This is a genomic window from Geobacillus sp. FJAT-46040 (assembly GCF_002335725.1).
In the GTDB taxonomy this organism is placed as follows: domain Bacteria; phylum Bacillota; class Bacilli; order Bacillales; family Anoxybacillaceae; genus Geobacillus; species Geobacillus thermoleovorans.
This window is the reverse complement of record NZ_NISS01000001.1, coordinates 812,118-827,418: the sequence shown is the minus strand read 5'-3', so window position 1 is coordinate 827,418 and position 15,301 is coordinate 812,118. Positions and strand designations below refer to the sequence as shown.

Below are 15,301 nucleotides of genomic sequence, written 5' to 3'. Positions count from 1 at the left end.
GATGACTCATTTTGTAAAAAAAATCGGTTCATTCGTCTTGGCGTCGATCGTATAGGGCAACGAATACGCCGGCACAAACAGCGAATGGTCGGTCAAAATCGAGCGAATATCGTCACCCGGCTTGTAGTGGTGCGGATATTTTTTCAACGCCGCATACAAATCAGAACGGTAGTCAATGTAAATTTCTCCATTCCCGTCGATGACAAACGGCAAGTTGTTGCCGGAAAACGGGCTGACGACATAAGGCGGCTCTTTATAGCCGAGCTTTTTGTAATCGAGCGTAAATACGCCCGGCGCAACGACGTCTTGAAACGGCGGATATTTATGCTTGTCCGTGTACATGCTAAGCCGCAGCTTCAGATCACGGATGCGTTCGGCTAAGCGCAGATCAAGCAGCTTGACCGTCGGGTTCGTTTCCGCATCGATGATCATATACTGGAAGACGCCCCCGCTTTCATAGGCGTTTCCCGGCGGCTCCTGCATATAGCGGGGAACGAGCTTTTGAAAATCGACTGGATACTTCAAATACATCGGCGTGTTCATGTCGCGTGTTTTAATCGGCAGAAGCCCGCCGGTCGCCTTCCGGTACTCATCCACCGCCGATTGGACGGCCGCCACTTGGTCTTTGTAAGGAATTTGGTTTTGTTTCAGCCGCTCTTGTGGATACAAGCAGCCGGAAAGCAGCGCCAAACATATACATGACAACAACAAGCGAGCGATTCGTTTCATCTTTCCCACCTTTTTGCCTATTGCGGTGTCGGTCCGCTGAATACGACGAAAATGATGATGATGCCGGCGAAAATCAAAAGAATGTAGGCGACGAGCGCCAACAGAAAGCGAAGCCATTTCATCTTGACTTTGTAGCGGCTTAAGTAAATGAAGCCGACGGAAATAAACATAAACACCATCGAGGCGATGGCGATCCACATTTTCGCTAACGCCGGTGACATGGACGCTCCTCCTTTTTTTCGACAACTATAATTATAGCATTGGCAAAAAAAAAGCTGAAGTAAAGCGGGGCTTTCTTTACTTCAGCATCCCCTCATACCCTTCCGGAAGCTCAAGCCGATGATGGTTCGCCATATTGTATGCAGAACGAAGACGACTTGTACCGCCATTGGCCTATTTTCATCATTCTTGTTCGGCAAAAATGTTGTTTAAGTCATCCATTTCCTCTTTTTTTCCGCGCGCCATGAGCGAATCGACCGCCTCTTTCGGGTCTTTTCCCGCAAACAATACGTCATAGAGAGCTTCGGTGATCGGCATCTTCACACCAAGCTCTTTCGCCAGCTCATAGGCGGCTTTTGTCGTTCGCACCCCTTCGACGACCATCCCCATGCTCTCAAGCACCTCGTCCAGCTTTTTTCCCTGGCCGAGCATGTAGCCGGCCCTCCAGTTGCGGGAATGGACGCTCGTGCACGTGACAATCAAATCGCCGACTCCCGTCAAACCAGCGAATGTCAACGGATTAGCGCCGAGGGCGCAGCCGAGGCGGGCAATCTCGGCGAGCCCGCGCGTGATGAGGGCCGCTTTGGCGTTATCCCCATAGCCAAGCCCGTCGCTGATTCCGGCGGCCAAGGCGATGATATTTTTCAGCGCCCCGCCGACTTCGACGCCGATTAAATCCGGGTTCGTATACACGCGAAAATAGTGATGGTTCATAAAGATGTCTTGAATGCGGCGCGCCGCTTCCATATTTGGCGACGATACCGCCACGGTCGTCGGGTGGCGGAGCACGACTTCCTCGGCATGGCTCGGCCCGGAGAGAACGACAACATCTGCAAGCCATTCCCCCATTTCCTCGGCGACCATTTCCGACACCCGCTTATGCGTCCCTGGTTCGATTCCTTTGCTGACGGCAACAATGGTGATCGGCTTGGCCAAGCAGGCGCGCACGTCCGCAAGCACCGAGCGGATCGCTTTAGTCGGCACGGCGAGCACAACGATCGCAACGCCGTCAAGCGCAGCGCAAAGGTCGTCATAGCCGATAATGGCGTCCGGCAGGCGAACGCCTGGCAAATATTTCTCATTTGTCCGCTTTTCGTTGATTTCGCTGATCTGCTCGGTCCGATGACCCCAGAGCCGGACGTGGTGCCCATTGTCAGCCAGCACGAGCGCCAACGCCGTTCCCCAGCTTCCAGCCCCCAATACGGCGATGTTCTCCATCGTTTTCCACTTCCTTTATCCGATTGTCGCAACCTTGAAAAATAGCAATCGCGCGCCGCCTCTTTGCTCCTGTTCGTCCGACTTTCGCGGCGGCGACACATGGCTTACGCTCCTGTGACACCACCCACACAGAACCAAGCTTTCCTTGGTTCGAGCCTCCTCGCGGGCCCCGCAGTGCGTGTCGCCGATGGGCAAGCGGCCTCCGCTTTTCTTCCTGTCTAGCTGCGGCCGCTATCGGCTTGCGACGCTGCGTGTCCCTCTGCGGCGGCAACAGCCTCCTCGCGGGCCCCGCAGCGCGTGTCGCCGATGGGCAAGCGGCCTCCGCTTTTCTTATTTCCGTGGGCGGGCGATGATTTTAATCGGCGTGCCTTCAAAACCGAATGCATCGCGGATGCGGTTTTCCAAAAACCGTTCATATGAAAAATGCATCAGTTCCGGGTCGTTGACAAACGCGACAAACGTCGGCGGTTTGACGGCGACTTGCGTCATGTAATAAACTTTCAGACGCCGCCCGTTATGCGTCGGCGTCGGATTCATCGCCACCGCATCCATGATGACTTCATTGAGCACATTTGTCTGGACGCGCATCGCATGATTGTCGCTCACAAGCCGGACGAGCGGCAAGAGCTTATGCAGCCGCTGCTTCGTTTTCGCCGATACGAACAAAATCGGCGCATAGTCCAAAAACGGAAAATGATCGCGAATCTTCCGCTCAAATTCGACCATCGTTTTGTCGTCCTTTTCAATCGCATCCCATTTATTGACGACAAGAATGACACCGCGACCCGCTTCATGCGCGTATCCGGCGATTTTTTTGTCCTGCTCGATGATGCCTTCCTCAGCGTTTAACACAACAAGCACGACGTCCGAGCGCTCAATGGCCCTTAACGCGCGCAAGACGCTATATTTTTCCGTGCTTTCGTAAATTTTCCCTCGTTTGCGCATCCCTGCCGTATCAATGATAACATATTCCTGCCCTTCTCGCACAAACGAGGTGTCGACGGCGTCCCTCGTCGTACCGGCGATGTCGCTGACGATGACCCGCTCCTCACCTAAAATGGCGTTGACAAGCGACGATTTGCCGACATTCGGCCGGCCAATGAGGCAAAACTTAATGACGTCTTCTTCATACTCTTGTCCACCGCCCTTTGGAAAATGACGGACAACAGCATCAAGCAAATCGCCAAGCCCTGTCCCATGAGCTCCGGAAATCGGATACGGCTCCCCAAAGCCCAGAGCGTAAAAGTCGTAAATCAAATCACGCATTTCCGGATTGTCGATTTTGTTCACCGCGAGCACAACCGGCTTATTCGACCGGCGGAGCAGCTTGGCCACCTCTTCATCAGCCGCAGTCACACCGTCCCGGCCGTTCGTCATAAAGATGATGACATCCGCCTCATCGATGGCGATTTCCGCCTGCTGGCGAATTTGCACAAGCAGCGGCTCGTCGCCAATGTCAATGCCGCCGGTATCGATCAAATAAAACGAATGGTTCAGCCATTCGGCTCGGCTGTAAATGCGGTCGCGCGTCACTCCAGGCACGTCTTCGACGATGGAAATGCGTTCCCCGACAATGCGGTTGAAAATCGTCGATTTTCCTACATTTGGACGGCCGACAATGGCCACGACTGGATTTGCCATGCTACCACCCTTTATCTTCGTTTTCTCCTTACCTTTGTCGCTGAAAAAAAACGCCCTTTTCGGAAGGGCATCGGTCCATCAACGCCAAGGGCACTTGACTGCGAGGCTAGGAAGGAAATGACTTTTTACCAATCAAGTGCATCTTTTAGCGATGAACCAGGGTAGGCTACAACTGCTTTATTTTATCAAAAAGCGAAACGCTCAACAACTAATGTTTGACGATAATAAGAAGCCCCTCGCCCACTTCATGGGCGATGCCATCCAAAATCGCCTCTAAATTCGCGGCGATCTGTTCCATTTCCTCTTTCGTTTGGCAAATAAAGATCGGCGCACCGCCGGCGACGCGCCCGCCGTTCATCGTAATGACGGCCAAAATTATTTTTTCATGCGTCATCGCCGCTCCACCCCTTCCGCTTCCAACGCCGTTTCTTCGGCATGCGGATGGCGCTCTCAAGCACCGGCACGTTTTCGATGACAGCCTTCGCCTTCTCGACATCCTCGACTTGCGGCAAAATAAAAATGCCGACGCGTCCGTCATTCAAATCGCGCTTGGCGAGCGGCACGAGCGCTGGCGTTCCCGAGTCGCGGTAAATGCCGAGGGCGGTCGATACATCATGCAAAATCGCCTGCCGCTGCCCAAGATTGGCGATCGTCGTGCGGGCGTTGAAATTTTTCGGCGTTAAAATAAACCCCATTCCATAGCGCAAAATTTCTTCGCGCCGCGCCGGCAAGCCGATGTTCATGATATAGATGTTGTCAACATACAGCCCTGCCCCTTCAAAATGCGGCTTGACATATTGGACCTCGGCAATGTCTTTCAGCCGGCTTCCGCTCATAAACCGCCGCGCCGTCATAAGGCCGATGATACTGGCGGCAAGCGCGGCCCAAATGTCCCATACTAAATAAAAGAGCGTCGATAAAAAGGAGACGAAAATGACTAAATAGTTCCGCCCTTCAAACACAATCGCGATGCCTTCGATGTATGTTTTTCCTCTCGGCACCAGCTCATACTGATCCAACTCGTTCAACGTATTGCGCTCCATATTGCGTACGTCGCGAAATTGTGAGGCGGCCAAGGCCAAAAACGTGATCGCTGCGAACTCTTTTTCCATAATCGCCGGCACGGCGACCGTTCCCAGGCCGGCGGCAATGGCCCCTAAGGCAATATGGATCGTCCGACCGTGCAAATACGTCGGGTATTGCCGGTAATCGGTGCGCAACAAATAAAGCCGCGTCAACACCCCAGCGGCAACACCGTATAAAATCGGAAACGTGTATTCGTTCACGGTTGCCTCGTCCTCCTTACAGGCCGTTTTTTCTCAAGCTGCAGCGAGAAGAAGCGGATCGATTCCCAAACGAGCAAAGATGATGCGCTAATGGCGAGCGCATCCAAAAAGGAAAACGACCCAAGCACATAACCCGGCGCCATGCGCAAGATGGACATGGCGTACACCACTTCCCCTTGACAGCCGCCGAGCGCCAGACAAAGAAGGCGGGCGGATATGCGGCGGTGGAACAGACTGCTGATCAAGGCCATCCACCAGCCAAGCATCCATTGGCCATCAAGCCAAATCCAGACCGGATCAAACAAGGCAAGCAGACGAAAAGCGGCATAGGCAAACGCCAAGCCGGACGCTGACAGCGCCATCCACAGCCATCCGCATGGCCGCTGTGTGACCGCCACGTAACAAGAGGAGAAAAAAAGCACAAAAAAGGACGCCGCCATATGAATGGGACTGATCTTCACCGTCATCGAGGCCGAACTGATCATGAAAAGCGAAAATGCAGCCAGCTTCGTCCGCTCGACGGTCTTTTTCATCAAAAATGTCGCCGCAATCCATAACGCCCAAAAAAAGAAATAAAAATAAGCTCCTTCCATCTTTTCCACTCCTTATTATGTTCATTATGTCATCTTTTATGAACGTTCATTCCCGTATAGAAAAAACAGCATTCGTTCATAGTAAAAATGATCGCTGTACCGAAGCAGAAAGGAGCCATGGCGAAATGGGAAAAGATCGACAGGAAAAAAAGCTGAAGCAATCGCGGCGCGTCGAGTCAGATCGAGATCAGTCCCTCTCCTATAAAGGAGCGGCTCGGCTCGACACGCCGGAGGAAGCGCGGGAACGGAACGAGCACTAAAAATGACGAAAGGCCTTTCTCTACAACCACTCTGTTCGTTTGATTCCAAAAAAACGGCATTTCCATTGCCAATGATGAAAAGCTAGCCGCGCCAATAAGGACGGCTAGCTTTCGTTTACGGCGAAAAAACGATTTCGAACGAAAAATGGTCTATTCTCCTCTATGTGTCAAGGATCTTCCTTAAAGATTGAACATTCGTTTTTCGGTGTAGTCTACCGCAACCTCCTTCCCGATGCAAAACAAACAACTTCTGTTGATGGCAGGTTCAACTAGATAGAACAAGGCATCAACTTTTGGCTAAACAAAAAACCCCACCTTGATGGCGGCTGCCACCAAAATGGGGTTGCTTCACAGTTCGTCATTTCAATTTTTTCAGCTGCTCGCCAATCACTTCGCCGAGCTGAAAGCCGCGCGTTTCCGACGTTCTTGTGTATTGGCTGTAATCCTCGGCCGGCGCGGCCGCCTCTTCCTCAAGCAGCGCGCGGATGCTGAGGGAAAGGCGGTGATCCGCTTCGTTGACGTCGAGCACTTTCGCCTTCACCACGTCTCCTTCTTTCAGCACTTCATGCGGCGAGCCGATGCGGCGGTTGGCGATTTGCGACACATGCACCAATCCTTCGACGCCTGGGAAGACTTCCACAAACGCGCCGAATGAAGCGAGCCGTTTCACCGTCCCGGTGACGACATCACCCGGTTTCACTTTTTCGCCGAGGCCTTCCCATGGGCCCGGCAGCGCTTCTTTGATCGACAGCGACAGGCGGCCTTGTTCCGGGTCGACAGCCAACACTTTCACTTTCACCGCATCGCCTTCTTTCACCACTTCCGACGGATGAGCGACGCGCGTATGGGAAAGCTGGGAAATATGTACGAGCCCATCAAACCCGCCGACATCGACAAAGACGCCGAAATCGGCAATGCGGCGGACGACGCCATCCAACACTTGCCCCGGCTCAAGGCGGGAGAGCAGTTCTTTTTGCTGCCGCGCTTGTTCTTCCTCAACGACCGCCCGATGCGACAAAATGACGCGGTTTTTCTCGCGGTCAAGCTCGACGACTTTCACGGCGAGCGTTTTTCCTTTATAATCGGAAAAATCTTCGACGTAATGCGGTTCGACAAGCGACGCCGGGATGAAGCCGCGCACTCCGACATCGGCGACAAGACCGCCTTTGACGATGTCTTTAATGACTGTTTCAAATGTTTCGCCGCTTGCAAATTTGCGCTCAAGATCTTCCCACGCCCGCTCGGCGTCCACCGCTCTTTTCGATAAAATGAGCAACCCTTCTTCCCCGTCTTTTCCTTCTTCCACTTTTTTGACTTTGGCCGTCACTTCATCGCCGACAGCGACGGCATCGCTCGGTTTTTCAATATGCAAGTTCGACAGCTCACTGATCGGAATGATGCCGCTTTGCTTGCTGTTTTCCACCTCGACCAGCACTTGCTTGTCCTCAAGCTTCACCACTTTGCCGCGGACGATATCGCCCACTTCATACACATTGACTTGCACATTCATCTCTTCTGTCATCGCAAAAACCCTCCTTCATCGACTGACAACTGTCAAAAGCGCGCCTCGCGCCGAGGCCGCGGCCGGCTGTCGGCAAAATAAGGACGCTTTTCTAGTTAGTATACCATATTTTCTCAATCAACATGTACTATAATGCTCATTGAGGCGGCGGAAGGGATGCCTCGAACAGCATATTCCTTTCATGCTCGCTGATGCTCTTCCAGCAGCCGGCGGATATGATCCATAATGTAATCGGCCGCTTCTTCCGGGCTCGCTTTCCGCGCGCGCAGCGGCGCCATATCGATCGGCGCTCCGTACACAACCTTAAGCGGCACAAACGGACGGTACGGGCCGACAATGGCGCACGGGACAACGGCGGCCTCGGTGCGCAAAGCGAAAAAGCCAACGCCGGGCAGCGCCTTTTTCAGCCGGCCGTCTTTGCTGCGCGTCCCTTCCGGAAAAATGCCGAGCACTTCGCCTTGCTTCAGCACCTCAAGCCCCGTGCGCAGCGCCTGGCGGTCGTTCATGCCGCGCTTGACCGGAAAGGCATGCAAGCTTTTGACGAGCGTTTTCACGACCGGAGCACGAAACAGCTCTTCTTTCGCCATAAACCGAATCGGCCGCGGCGCCGTAATGCCGATGACCGGCGGATCTAGGTTGCTGATATGGTTGGCGCAAAGAAGCACGCCGCCTTCCTTTGGAAATTGTTCAATCCCGATCGTTTGAATGCGGTAAAAAGGGGTGAGCACTCCCTTGACGATCCCCTTGGCGAATGAATAAAAGTCCACCGTCATCCAATCCTTTCGTTGACAATCTCCATAATCCGCTCCACCACTTCCTCAACCGACAGCGATGTCGTATCGATTTCCACCGCATCCGGCGCCTTGCGAAGCGGCGCTGTCTCCCGTTCCGAATCGAGCCGGTCGCGGCGGGCGATCTCTTCTTTCAGCTTTTCAAGATCGGATGGAAAGCCGCGCGCGAGATTTTCCTCATGCCGGCGCCGCGCCCGCTCCTCGACCGAAGCTTTTAGGAAAATTTTTACTTCGGCGTTTGGCAGCACATGCGTTCCGATATCGCGCCCGTCCATGACGACGCCGCCCCCTTCCGCCAAGGCGCGTTGGCGGGCGACCATCTCCTCGCGCACAAGCGGATGCTTCGCAACAAGCGACACCGCATTCGTCACCGCCTCACCGCGGATGATGTCGGTCACATCGTCGCCATTGACTAGGACGATCTGTCCATGCGGCGACGGTTTCAACTCAATCGATGTATCGCGAAGCAGCGACAGGAGCGCCTGCTCATCATGGATGTCGACGCCGCATGCAAGCGCCCGGTACGTCAGCGCGCGATACATGGCGCCGGTATCGATGTATACGTAGGAAAGCCGCTCAGCGATCCGTTTGGCGACCGTGCTTTTCCCCGCCGCGGCGGGTCCGTCGATTGCGATGCTGATTCGTCGTTTCATCATTTCCTCCTAGCTTTACCGAAAATCGCTTGATGAGTGCACAAAGAAAAATGCAGGAAAACCCTGCATGTCTCCATGTTCATTGTACCATATCCGCCGTCAACGGTCGACGGCCGTTTCAACTGTTTTCGTTTTTTCTGGCTTGGCTACACCTTCGTATTCATACACCTTGCCGATATACAACGCCGCTGGCGTGTACAACACAAGCCATTGGGCGATCAACAGGCAAATCGTCTGGATGACGACAAGCTTCCACAACAGCTGTTCGATCCGTTTCATGGCGCAAGCCTCCTGCTTTCCCATTTTTTCTAGCAGTATTCCACGCGCCCAGCTCATTTATTCTGTTCGTTCTCCCATTTTCTCTCCTCAAGCTGCCGTTCAAAGCTGTAGCGAATGAGCCGAACGCGGTCTTGGGGGGCGAGGTTTGTGAACTCCACCGACATTTTCGCCATGCCGCGTTCGTCATCAGCCATACGCACAATCGACGCCTTCGTTTGCACGTAATGGTATTCGCCGGAGCGCATCGCCAACACGAGCCAAAGCTCGACCGCCATGCCGGGGCGAAGAAGCGGAGCGTGCGCCGGCGGCACAAGGAGGTCGGCGCCGCCGGCGCTGATATCCACCGTCATCGTCACAAACGGAGCGAACTCGCTGTCAGACAGATGGACGGCCGCATCGACATTGGCTTTCACCCGTACATAACGGCGGCGCTGGATGCGCACGACGTATTCCTCGCCCGGGTAAGCCAAGACGACCATCGGCAACGGATCGCGGATTTTCCCCTTCACTTCGGTATCAAACATGTATAAACCGCCGTCTTGCCCGACAAAAGTCGCTTTAAACTGCATCCGGTTCAACAAATAAACGGTTTTTCCGCTCTGTTCATCGATCGGATAGCTGATATGAACCGCCCCGTCAGCAACAGCGAGCGCTTTGCTTCGGTATTGCCGCGCTGAGCCGTCCGACGGCTCAAGCCGGATCGAATCTCCGATTTTGATCATCATGTTTCCTTTTCTCCTTTTCAGTCAGCTGCCGAACCGGCGATCGTTTCGCTGACCCGCATGATGTCCCATGACGATTATACCATACCGTCCGACTGCCTTTGACCAAAAAAGAGGAAAAGCCGACAGCGCCAGCTTTTCCTCCCTTGTTTTCATCTGTAATTCGGCTCCACGCTTTCGAGCTTCTCGACTTTTTCTTCAAGGCCGGTTGCGGCGTTAATGAACAGTTGATACGTTTCATCGCCAAGCGTTCCTAAAAACTCATAGCAAAGCACCGGTTTTTGCAAATCGTTCATAATGACCGCCTGGCGCTGTTCCATTACCTTTAGATGCGGATTCAACTTTTTCTTCACTTCTTCGGCAGTGATCGCCGGTTTCGGCAGCGGGCGCGGGATGGACGACGACAAATAGTCGCGCGCCGTAAAGCCGACGACATGGCCGTTGTCAAGCGCCACTTTCATTTGGATCGCTTCCGGGTAGATGCGGACGCCGTTTTCGCTTTTCACAAACGTGAGCACGGCGACGTTATCGTACTGTGTGCTGTCATACAGCTCAAACCCGGTGAATTTGTGCCGCTTCAAAAACGCCATTCCGCGGTTGGTCGCCTCATGCAGGCTGATCGTCGGTTTGCCAACCGGCCGGCTGTTTAACACCCAAATCGGATAGCCGCCGTTTTTCGTTATATCCATGTAAATATCGCCTTTTGTTTTCGGATCGTGAATCGTCAAACTGTAAAAGCGTTCGTCGGCCCCTTTGCCGCTTTCCGTCACCTTGATCTTCTCCGTTCCTTTCAAGCCGAGAAAATCGCGTGCGATCCGCTTTGCTTCATCTTTGGAAACCGGGCGGCCCTTCGCGCGGACGAACCCTTTTTCCTCGTTGGCCAGGCCGATGAATGACGGACCAAACTCGGACGAACTTGAGAACGTATCAACATTTTTTTCGACCGCTTTGAAGCCGTCAATGATGATGTTGTCTTCTTTTTGATCGTTCGTTGCCAGCGCCAGTTCGACGTCCATCCAGCGCAAATTGTTTTCCAAGACTAAATGCTGCACATTGCGCAGCTCTTGGCGGATCGCCCCGGCACTTTTATACAGCCCTTGCAGCGTCTTATACTCTTCTTTTGTCAACGGCTCCTCTTGCAAATCACGCACTGCGGTCCGGTAGGTGAATTCACCGATTTGCGACAAAAATTCTTGCGTTTTGTTAAACGGCAAAAGCGACAGCGGCAGCTGGCCGACATCGGAATGGGCTTCCGAGGCAATTTTCCATATTTCAGCGAGCGCTGGCGACAATGACGCATGCGAGTTCATCGCCAGCGTGGCGCCCAGTTTATCGTGAAGCAAGTCAATTTGATAGGCCAGATCATGAAAGGCGCGCTGATAGTTGTTCTCCGCATGAATCAAGATCGCATCTTTCTCTTGATGCTCGCGGTAGCCCCAGTAACCAGTGCCGACGACAGCGACGACAAGCGCTGCAATCAGTAAGTTTCGCACCATCTCGTCTCCCTCCTTTTATTTGCAAAAAATATGGTTTCCAATCCGCTTGATTTGCGGCCGGCTCCAAATCCAAGCGTTTGTCGCCGTCGCCGGATTAAAGTAGTAAATGGCCCCGCCGGTCGGGTCCCAGCCGTTGATGGCATCGAGCACCGCTTTTTTCGCCGTTTCGTTCGGCGTCAGCCAAATTTGTCCGTCGGCCACTGCGGTGAACGCCCCAGGCTGAAAGATCACCCCGGCAACCGTGTCCGGAAACGACGGATGCTCCAGCCGATTTAAAATAACGGCGGCAACCGCCACTTGCCCGATGTACGGCTCACCACGCGCCTCGCCGTAGACAGCATTCGCCATGAGTCGAATGTCATTTTGCGAAAACCCTTTCGGCACATTGGATGCTGTCATTCTCACCGTTCGCCTGCCGCCTCCGCCGCGCTTTTTCACCTGCTGGCTGAGCGGAATGCCGCCGTAATGGGTGAACTCGTTTCCTTGACGGATTTGCTTTTTCACAAACGACTCGTAATATTTCGATGCGTTCACGAGCTTTCGTTTCGTCTTGGGGCCGGCCAGACCATCGACCGGCAGCCCGTATTCGTATTGAAAGTTGCGCAGCGCCCAATACGTGCGCCAGCCGAACACGCCGTCAATCTTTCCGTTGTAAAAGCCGAGATACTGCAGCCGCGCCTGCAATTCAATGACATCGTCGCCAACCGCGCCACGCTGAATCACCTGCGGGGAAAACGCGAAAGCATGGCCTGATGGGTAAATGCACGTCCAAACAGCCAATGCGATGAATAGAACCCATTTTCTTGCCATATGTGAACCTCCCATCAACACTCACCGTTTTTACCCCTATTTTCCTTCCGTTTCCCTTTTTTATGCGAAAAAAAAAAGAAAAAGCCAAAGCTTTTACGCTTGGCTTTTCACAGGCGGCACCGCTTGAGGGCGGGCGTATCCTTTCGCTTGTTTTACTTTGCGCAACGCCGCCCACCATAAGGCGAGCATAAACAACCCCATGTAATAGCCCCATCGCTCTTTGGCGAGCAACAGCCAGTCATAGACGCCATGAAGGAAAAACGGCAACAAAAACGACGCCCATAAATAATAGCGGCGCTTTTTTACGGCAAACTTCGCCTTGCCGAAATAAAACCCCATGATGACGGAAAAGAGCGCATGACTGGACACCGGCAAAAGCGCACGGGCAATGGCCGTCTCCACTCCGTTGGCCAACAAGTACAAAATGTTTTCCAGCGTCGCGAACCCAAGCGAGACGCTGGCGCTGTACACAATGCCGTCATACGGCTCGTCAAATTCGTCGTGGTCATACACAAAAAAATAAACGACAAACCATTTGACAAACTCCTCAAGGAGCGCAGCGGAAAGAAACGCCTCGGCTGCCGGCGACGTGACGATCCCTTCTGCCGCCAGCACGTATTGGATGAACATGATCGGAAACACAAGCAAGACGCCGAACAAAAACATGCGCAACACAAACGAAAGCGGCTCAGCCTCATACTCGTCCTTTAAATAAAAATAACTAAGCAGCGCCACCCCGGGGGCGACGCCGGCGGAAATCAACGAAAACATCCTCGATCCCCGTTTCTTTGGCATTTTTAACTTCATCGTACCACGAAACAGGGGAGAAAAAAAGAGGAATTGCTGGGCCGCTTGTTGCCTAATAAGCGAACAAGCCATCAACGGCGGCGTCGGCAGCAAGAGCGACAGCGAGCTTGATGCGCGCCTTTTTCGCATCGTAGTCGCTGCCAAGAATAACCCCTTTCTTATGCAAATCGTAGGCGCTGCCGGGGTAATCGTACGTTGTATACACCGCCCCTTCCTCGGCGCTCGTCGTCACAACGACTTTGATCCCCGCTTCGATGGCTTTGACGATTTCATCGACCATTTTTGGCGCCACTTGCCCGCGGCCGACCCCTTCGAGCACAATGCCAGCGACGCCGCTTTCTCGAGCCGCTTTAATGAACTTGCCGTCCGCCTCCAAGTAGCATTTCACAATGTCCACCGGCGGAAGCGGGCGCACAAGCTTGTAATATTCGCGTCGGATCGGCTTTTGGTACACGTACACCTCATCGTTGTCAATGATGCCTAAATAGCCGAAGCCGAAAGCGTTGAATCCTTGAATGTTCGAGGCGTGTTCTTTTTTCACGTATTTCGCGGCAAAAATGCGTTCATTGAACACAACGACCGCCCCCGCCCCACGCAACGACTCGGCGCACGCGGCGTAAATGGCATGGCGGATGTTGATGTACACATCGCTGCCCAAATCAGACGGCGCCCGCTGCGAACCGGTGACGACGATCGTCCGCGGGTCATCGATCGTCAAATCAAGGAAATAGGCCGTTTCTTCGAGCGCATCGGTTCCGTGAGTGACGACGATGCCATCAACGGATGGATCGGTGAAATGCGCCTCAATCCGTTTTTTCAGCTCAAGCCAATGCGAAAACGTCAAATGCATGCTTGGCAATCGAAATACGCTTTCCACGATGATTTCAATTTCTTTCGGCAAATGGCACATCGCCGCAAGTTCTTCACCGCTTAGCGCCCCGGCCCGCAGGCGGCCGGAGCGTTCGTTTCGCTTGCTCGCAATCGTGCCGCCGGTTGTCAGGAGCACCACTTTCCGTTTCGTCACGCAAGCCACCCTCGCTTTCTCGCTTTAGCATCATTACACGAATGTTGATTATCCATTATTTTACTAAAAAACAAAGAATGGTATGGCTGAACACACGCTTTTCTGCCTCTTCCCTCGAACAAGAACGCCGGCGGGCAAATGTCATTTGCCCGCAAGGCGTTCATTGTTCGAGGAGGGCATGCCGTCATATGCCCAGTCGATGTATTGGCCAAGAAGCGCTACTGCAGCTGCTTGGCCGACCCCTCCCGTTCGCGCTTGGCGATGCAGGCGGCAATAGCGTCTCCATGGAAGCGGCCGTTTTCGATAAAAATTTCATTCGCATCGTTGCCAGCGGCGATCACCCCGGCGATAAACACCCCCGGCACGTTTGTTTCCATCGTCTCTGAATCATAATGCGGCCGGCCGCTTTCCGGGTCGATCTGCACCCCGATGTTCATCAAGAAGCGATGATCCGGATGGTAGCCGGTCATGGCAAACACAAAGTCGTTTTTGATTGTTTTCGTTTCCCCGTCCACTTCATACACGACCGCATCTTCGGTAATTGCTTTCACATGTGCGCGAAACTCCATGCGGATGACGCCTTTCTTCACAAGAGAGTCAAACTCCGGCAAAATCCACGGCTTAATGCTTTTCGAATACTCGTTGCCGCGATACAGCACTGTCACGCGCGCCCCAGCTTTCACAAGCTCCATCGCCGCGTCGACGCTCGAGTTTTTCCCGCCGATGACAACGCAGTCGGTGTTGAAGTACGGATGCGCTTCTTTAAAGTAATGCATCACTTTCGGCAGCTCTTCCCCCGGCACGTTCATATAGTTTGGATGGTCGTAATAGCCGGTGGCGATGACGACGTACTGCGCGCGGTACGTCCCTTTTGTCGTTTCAATAAGAAATGCTCCATCTTCCTGCGGCTTGACGGTTTTCACTTCTTCAAACGTATTGACGCGCACTTGCTTGCGAACCACGACTTCCCGGTAATAAGCGAGCGCTTGATTTCGCGTCGGCTTCCGATTTTCCGTGATAAACGGCACGCCGCCGATCTCCAACCGGTCGCTCGTGCTGAAAAACGTCTGATGCGTCGGAAAACGGTAAATCGAATGGACGATGTTTCCTTTCTCGATCACCAGCGGCGAAAATCCGGCGTCTTGCAAAGCAATCGCCGCCGCCAGCCCGCACGGACCGCCGCCGACAATAATGATTTTCTCCTCTTTCATCGTTTTTGCCACCTCGCATGAAGCAAAAAATCCCCTATCT

General features: G+C 53.5%; 18 protein-coding genes. 1 reads left to right on the top strand and 17 read right to left on the bottom strand.

What is annotated here, in order from left to right; all coding sequences use genetic code 11:
* Nucleotides 1-6: 6 nt before the first annotated feature.
* From CD000_RS04500 to CD000_RS04470, 7 genes are all read right to left on the bottom strand, one after another.
* Entirely contained in the window at nt 7-729 is a 723-nt protein-coding gene (locus CD000_RS04500; RefSeq protein ID WP_021321982.1) for a hypothetical protein, read from the bottom strand.
* 17 nt (nt 730-746) lie between these two features.
* Nucleotides 747-950: a DUF2768 domain-containing protein gene (locus CD000_RS04495; protein ID WP_011231703.1), complete on the bottom strand. Its 204-nt coding sequence runs from the start codon at nt 948-950 to the stop codon at nt 747-749.
* Between the two features lie 181 nt (nt 951-1,131).
* Complete coding sequence (locus tag CD000_RS04490) at nt 1,132-2,166, bottom strand: NAD(P)H-dependent glycerol-3-phosphate dehydrogenase (protein ID WP_011231704.1); 1,035 nt, start codon at nt 2,164-2,166, stop codon at nt 1,132-1,134.
* Between the two features lie 330 nt (nt 2,167-2,496).
* Complete coding sequence (gene der / locus CD000_RS04485) at nt 2,497-3,807, bottom strand: ribosome biogenesis GTPase Der (RefSeq protein ID WP_013144887.1); 1,311 nt, start codon at nt 3,805-3,807, stop codon at nt 2,497-2,499.
* Nucleotides 3,808-4,015: 208 nt separating this feature from the next.
* Complete coding sequence (locus CD000_RS04480; RefSeq protein WP_011231706.1) at nt 4,016-4,201, bottom strand: capping complex subunit for YIEGIA; 186 nt, start codon at nt 4,199-4,201, stop codon at nt 4,016-4,018.
* Nucleotides 4,191-5,093 (bottom strand): YIEGIA family protein, encoded by a 903-nt coding sequence (locus tag CD000_RS04475; RefSeq protein ID WP_020754085.1) that lies wholly within the window; start codon nt 5,091-5,093, stop codon nt 4,191-4,193. The genes CD000_RS04480 and CD000_RS04475 overlap by 11 nt, the downstream gene beginning before the upstream one ends.
* On the bottom strand, nt 5,090-5,686 hold the full coding sequence (locus CD000_RS04470) for a YphA family membrane protein (RefSeq protein WP_096224982.1): 597 nt from the start codon (nt 5,684-5,686) through the stop codon (nt 5,090-5,092). The genes CD000_RS04475 and CD000_RS04470 overlap by 4 nt, the downstream gene beginning before the upstream one ends.
* Nucleotides 5,687-5,811: 125 nt before the next feature.
* On the opposite strand from CD000_RS04470, the gene CD000_RS04465 reads away from it, so the two are divergent.
* Complete coding sequence (locus tag CD000_RS04465; protein ID WP_013524139.1) at nt 5,812-5,946, top strand: YpzI family protein; 135 nt, start codon at nt 5,812-5,814, stop codon at nt 5,944-5,946.
* Between the two features lie 358 nt (nt 5,947-6,304).
* On the opposite strand, the gene rpsA is transcribed toward CD000_RS04465, so the two are convergent.
* From rpsA to CD000_RS04415, 10 genes are all read right to left on the bottom strand, one after another.
* Nucleotides 6,305-7,468 carry a 30S ribosomal protein S1 gene (rpsA, locus tag CD000_RS04460; protein ID WP_011231709.1) on the bottom strand — a complete coding sequence of 388 codons (1,164 nt, stop codon included), beginning with the start codon at nt 7,466-7,468 and terminating at the stop codon, nt 6,305-6,307.
* 179 nt (nt 7,469-7,647) lie between these two features.
* Nucleotides 7,648-8,241, bottom strand: coding sequence for a lysophospholipid acyltransferase family protein (locus tag CD000_RS04455; RefSeq protein WP_011231710.1), 594 nt, complete (start codon nt 8,239-8,241; stop codon nt 7,648-7,650).
* Nucleotides 8,238-8,912, bottom strand: a complete 675-nt coding sequence (gene cmk, locus CD000_RS04450) for a (d)CMP kinase (RefSeq protein WP_011231711.1) — start codon at nt 8,910-8,912, stop codon at nt 8,238-8,240. Before cmk ends, CD000_RS04455 begins: the two co-directional genes overlap by 4 nt.
* A gap of 99 nt (nt 8,913-9,011) precedes the next feature.
* Nucleotides 9,012-9,191: a YpfB family protein gene (locus CD000_RS04445; RefSeq protein ID WP_011231712.1), complete on the bottom strand. Its 180-nt coding sequence runs from the start codon at nt 9,189-9,191 to the stop codon at nt 9,012-9,014.
* Between the two features lie 53 nt (nt 9,192-9,244).
* Complete coding sequence (locus CD000_RS04440) at nt 9,245-9,913, bottom strand: flagellar brake protein (RefSeq protein WP_096226231.1); 669 nt, start codon at nt 9,911-9,913, stop codon at nt 9,245-9,247.
* 152 nt (nt 9,914-10,065) lie between these two features.
* On the bottom strand, nt 10,066-11,409 hold the full coding sequence (gene ypeB / locus CD000_RS04435) for a germination protein YpeB (RefSeq protein WP_096224981.1): 1,344 nt from the start codon (nt 11,407-11,409) through the stop codon (nt 10,066-10,068).
* 15 nt (nt 11,410-11,424) lie between these two features.
* A complete protein-coding gene (gene sleB / locus CD000_RS04430) occupies nt 11,425-12,219 on the bottom strand; it encodes a spore cortex-lytic enzyme (RefSeq protein ID WP_096224980.1) in 795 nt (264 codons plus the stop codon).
* Between the two features lie 93 nt (nt 12,220-12,312).
* Complete coding sequence (gene prsW / locus CD000_RS04425) at nt 12,313-12,990, bottom strand: glutamic-type intramembrane protease PrsW (protein ID WP_096224979.1); 678 nt, start codon at nt 12,988-12,990, stop codon at nt 12,313-12,315.
* Between the two features lie 88 nt (nt 12,991-13,078).
* A complete protein-coding gene (locus CD000_RS04420) occupies nt 13,079-14,050 on the bottom strand; it encodes an asparaginase (protein WP_096224978.1) in 972 nt (323 codons plus the stop codon).
* 218 nt (nt 14,051-14,268) lie between these two features.
* Nucleotides 14,269-15,261, bottom strand: a complete 993-nt coding sequence (locus CD000_RS04415) for a YpdA family putative bacillithiol disulfide reductase (protein WP_011231718.1) — start codon at nt 15,259-15,261, stop codon at nt 14,269-14,271.
* Nucleotides 15,262-15,301 lie beyond the last annotated feature (40 nt).

Excerpts from the sequence above, each read along its gene's own strand:
- CD000_RS04500 (WP_021321982.1), bottom strand. The coding sequence starts at position 729 with ATGAAACGAATCGCTCGCTTGTTGTTGTCATGTATATGTTTGGCGCTG.
- CD000_RS04495 (WP_011231703.1), bottom strand. The coding sequence starts at position 950 with ATGTCACCGGCGTTAGCGAAAATGTGGATCGCCATCGCCTCGATGGTG.
- CD000_RS04490 (WP_011231704.1), bottom strand. The coding sequence starts at position 2,166 with ATGGAGAACATCGCCGTATTGGGGGCTGGAAGCTGGGGAACGGCGTTG.
- der (WP_013144887.1), bottom strand. The coding sequence starts at position 3,807 with ATGGCAAATCCAGTCGTGGCCATTGTCGGCCGTCCAAATGTAGGAAAA.
- CD000_RS04480 (WP_011231706.1), bottom strand. The coding sequence starts at position 4,201 with ATGACGCATGAAAAAATAATTTTGGCCGTCATTACGATGAACGGCGGG.
- CD000_RS04470 (WP_096224982.1), bottom strand. The coding sequence starts at position 5,686 with ATGGAAGGAGCTTATTTTTATTTCTTTTTTTGGGCGTTATGGATTGCG.
- CD000_RS04465 (WP_013524139.1), top strand. The coding sequence starts at position 5,812 with ATGGGAAAAGATCGACAGGAAAAAAAGCTGAAGCAATCGCGGCGCGTC.
- rpsA (WP_011231709.1), bottom strand. The coding sequence starts at position 7,468 with ATGACAGAAGAGATGAATGTGCAAGTCAATGTGTATGAAGTGGGCGAT.
- CD000_RS04455 (WP_011231710.1), bottom strand. The coding sequence starts at position 8,241 with ATGACGGTGGACTTTTATTCATTCGCCAAGGGGATCGTCAAGGGAGTG.
- cmk (WP_011231711.1), bottom strand. The coding sequence starts at position 8,912 with ATGAAACGACGAATCAGCATCGCAATCGACGGACCCGCCGCGGCGGGG.
- CD000_RS04445 (WP_011231712.1), bottom strand. The coding sequence starts at position 9,191 with ATGAAACGGATCGAACAGCTGTTGTGGAAGCTTGTCGTCATCCAGACG.
- CD000_RS04440 (WP_096226231.1), bottom strand. The coding sequence starts at position 9,913 with ATGATCAAAATCGGAGATTCGATCCGGCTTGAGCCGTCGGACGGCTCA.
- ypeB (WP_096224981.1), bottom strand. The coding sequence starts at position 11,409 with ATGGTGCGAAACTTACTGATTGCAGCGCTTGTCGTCGCTGTCGTCGGC.
- sleB (WP_096224980.1), bottom strand. The coding sequence starts at position 12,219 with ATGGCAAGAAAATGGGTTCTATTCATCGCATTGGCTGTTTGGACGTGC.
- prsW (WP_096224979.1), bottom strand. The coding sequence starts at position 12,990 with ATGTTTTCGTTGATTTCCGCCGGCGTCGCCCCCGGGGTGGCGCTGCTT.
- CD000_RS04415 (WP_011231718.1), bottom strand. The coding sequence starts at position 15,261 with ATGAAAGAGGAGAAAATCATTATTGTCGGCGGCGGTCCGTGCGGGCTG.